We start from the raw sequence: 3,684 nt of genomic DNA, 5'->3' as shown, positions 1-3,684 counted from the left end.
TCTTTATAGAGTTGAGCTCTTTCTTCTTTTAGCTCATCATATTTTTTATTATCTGCAGCAGAACTCCCTAAAGCATTCATTTTTTCAATAATAGCTTGTTCTTGACTTAAAATCAGTACCGCCATATTATTATGTACGTCTGTATAATCTGGTTTGATTTTTAAAGCTTTCTCATAATAGCCTTTGGCTGCTTCAGTTTCTCCGCCCTCTGCGGCAACAATTCCCAAGTTAAATAACAACTCTGGATTGTCAGGATCATTTACCAAAGCCTCTTGTATAAGCCTCTTGAACTCCTCTCTATTGCCCATTTTCAATTGCATATTGGCTTCAGAGATAATTAAACTAGCATCATCAGGATTAGCCGCTCTAGCATCTTTCATAGCTTCAAGAGCTTTCTCATTATCACCTTGGTTCATGTAGATCAATGCCACATTTCTAACAATTTCTCCTTGTTTCGATTCTGTTTTTTTAACAGTTGGCTTGATATGCGAACCAGATTTTACAGAAATATCCATTAAAGCTTTAGATGGAAAAGTTTCCTCTTCATTTGTTGCTTTGTTGATGGCAACATACTCCGTTTCAATACCAACGTAGCCCAAATCCTTAAGTTCCTCATAATGTTTCAAGGCGGTGTCATAATCTTCACCATTGACAGCTGTTGCTGCGGCATAATAAAGATACAACGTGTCAGATTTTGACATTTTATAGGCTTTTTCAAACCCAGCAGAAGATGCTGAAAAGTTCTTTTTTTCTAAAGCAGCGTTTGCTTTGGTCAAAAAAGAATTAATCATTTGTTGTTTTATTTCCTGCACACTTTTGGAATACTTTCCATTTTTACCTTCTACTTCTTCTACTTTGTTCAAACTTTCAATGGCAACGTCCATGTCAGCATCAGTTCCGGTTCCATTGGCATAAAATGCCTGACCTTTTGTGAAGTAAAATTGTGCCTTCATTTTATCGTCCGCACTTCCAATTAAGGATTCTGCAGCATTTATTGCAGATTTAGCCTCTGCAAAATTACTTTTCTTTATAGCTTTTTCAGCATCTTTTAATTCGCTTTTTTGCGCAAAAGAAAAAGAACCTACTAAAAGTGCCAAAGCGATGATGATTTGTTTTCTCATTTTTAGTTGTTTTAATTTTTAGTGTTAATTATTGGTTTCGTCGTCTAAATTATCAAGAGTTGTGCCATTTTCATTATCGGCATCATTTTCAATGATCTCATCTGAGTCGTTTTCTATTAATGGGTCTTCTTCTTCCTTCATCACTTTGGCGACCGCCGCAATAGAATCACTTCCTTTTAAATTTATTAATTTGACACCTTGTGTCGCTCTTCCCATTACACGTAGATCCTTAACTGCCATACGAATCGCAATTCCAGATTTGTTGATAATCATTAAGTCATCTTCATCGCTAACCGATTTGATTGCTACCAAACTTCCGGTTTTTTCAGTTATAGAAATGGTCTTGACACCTTTTCCTCCTCTGTTGGTAATTCTATAAACAGCTTCTCCATCTTCTGGATCATCAATATAGGTGCGTTTACCATAACCATTTTCAGAAACTACCAAAACAGATTCTTCCATCGGATTTTCAATGGTTACCATTCCAATGACTTCATCTTTGGCGTGAGCTAAACTAATTCCGCGTACACCCGAAGCGTTTCTTCCCATTGGTCGGGTTTTAGCTTCTTCAAAACGAATCGCCTTACCTGATTTTAATGCCAACATGATTTGACTGTTTCCAGTGGTCAGTTTTGCTTCCAATAAAATATCATCATCCTTAATAGTAATGGCATTGATACCATTTGTTCTTGGACGGGAATATTGCTCTAAAGACGTTTTCTTAACCTGACCTTGCTTGGTTGCCATAATGACATAGTGGCTGTTAATATACTCTTCATTTTTAAGGTCTTCCGTACAGATGAAGGCTTTTACCTTATCATCTTGTTCAATATTGATCAAGTTTTGGATGGCTCTACCCTTAGAGGTTTTACTGCCTTCAGGGATTTCATAAACACGCATCCAGAAGCATTTTCCTTTTTGAGTGAAGAATAACATATACTGGTGGTTGGTACCCACAAATAAATGTTCTAAGAAATCTTCATTACGAGTTGTGGACGCTTTTTGACCAACGCCTCCTCTATTTTGAGTCTTGTATTCTGTCAACGACGTACGTTTGATATATCCAGCGTGAGAAATGGTAATGACCACTTGCTCATCAGGAATCATGTCTTCAATACTCAAATCGCCACCGGCATATTCAATTACCGAACGACGTTCATCACCATACTTATCTTTAACAACAACCAATTCATCTTTGATGATTTGCATACGACGCTCTTTCTTATCAAGGATGTCCTTCAAATCTTCAATTGTTTTTATCAATTCATCGTATTCTGATCGTAATTTATCTTGCTCCAGACCAGTCAATTGACGCAAACGCATCTCAACAATGGCTCTCGCTTGAATTTCTGAAAGTTCAAAACGTTCAATCAATTTCTCGCGTGCTTCGTCAGCATTTGATGAAGAACGGATTAATGCAATAACTTCATCAATATTATCTGACGCAATAATCAATCCTTCTAAAATATGGGCGCGTTCCTCCGCTTTACGAAGTTCATAAGTTGTTCTTCTTACAACCACTTCATGTCTATGTTCAACGAAATGATGAATCATATCCTTTAAGTTCAGCAATTCTGGACGCCCTTTAACCAGTGCAATATTGTTCACACTAAAAGACGACTGCAGCGCCGTGTACTTATATAAGGTGTTTAAAACAATATTAGGAATGGCATCACGCTTTAAAACATACACGATACGCATCCCGTTTCTGTCGGATTCATCACGGATCATGGAAATCCCGTCAATTTTCTTTTCATTGACCAAATCTGCCGTTTTCTTGATCATATCGGCTTTATTGACTTGGTAAGGAATTTCGGTGACGACAATTGATTCTCTGCCTTGAACCTCTTCAATATTCGCTTTCGCTCTTATCACAATTCTTCCACGGCCGGTTTTAAATGCCTCTATAACGCCATCATAACCGTAAATTGTTCCTCCAGTAGGAAAATCTGGAGCTTTGATATGGGTGATCAACTCATCAATATCAATATCATGATTATCAATATAAGCAATGATACCATCAACCACTTCACTGATATTATGCGGTGGCATATTTGTAGCCATCCCTACTGCAATACCAGAAGCTCCGTTGACTAAAAGTCCCGGAATACGTGTTGGTAAAACAGTTGGCTCTTGTAATGTATCGTCAAAATTCAGTTTGTGATCTACTGTTTCCTTATCAATGTCTGCCAACATGTCCTCGGATATCTTACGCATCCTTGCTTCTGTATATCGCATTGCTGCTGGACTATCGCCGTCAATAGAACCGAAATTCCCTTGGCCATCCACTAACATATAGCGTAAACTCCACTCTTGTGCCATACGCACCATGGCGTCATAAACTGATGTATCTCCGTGTGGGTGGTACTTACCCAAAACCTCACCAACAATTCTTGCCGATTTTTTATGAGCGGTGTTAGATCTAATACCAAGCTCATGCATCCCGAAAAGCACACGTCTATGCACAGGTTTAAGACCGTCTCTAACATCTGGCAACGCACGTGACACAATGACCGACATTGAGTAATCAATGTAAGCCGATTTCATTTCATCTTCAATGTTG

Annotated in this window: 2 protein-coding genes; both read right to left on the bottom strand. The window is 38.1% G+C overall.

The annotated features are described in order from the left end of the window. Positions 1–1,121, bottom strand: a 1,121-nt coding sequence (locus VLZ86_RS05165) for a tetratricopeptide repeat protein (RefSeq protein ID WP_325449418.1), incomplete at its 3' end; no start/stop codon positions are given. 24 nt (positions 1,122–1,145) lie between these two features. Continuing rightward, positions 1,146–3,684 (bottom strand): DNA gyrase subunit A (gene gyrA / locus VLZ86_RS05160; protein ID WP_325449416.1); only part of this gene is annotated, 2,539 nt, incomplete at its 5' end.

It is taken from the genome of Gelidibacter sp. (genome assembly GCF_035515035.1).
Lineage (GTDB): Bacteria > Bacteroidota > Bacteroidia > Flavobacteriales > Flavobacteriaceae > Gelidibacter.
Note: the sequence above shows the minus strand (reverse complement) of the source record. Positions and strands in the feature narration are given on the sequence as shown.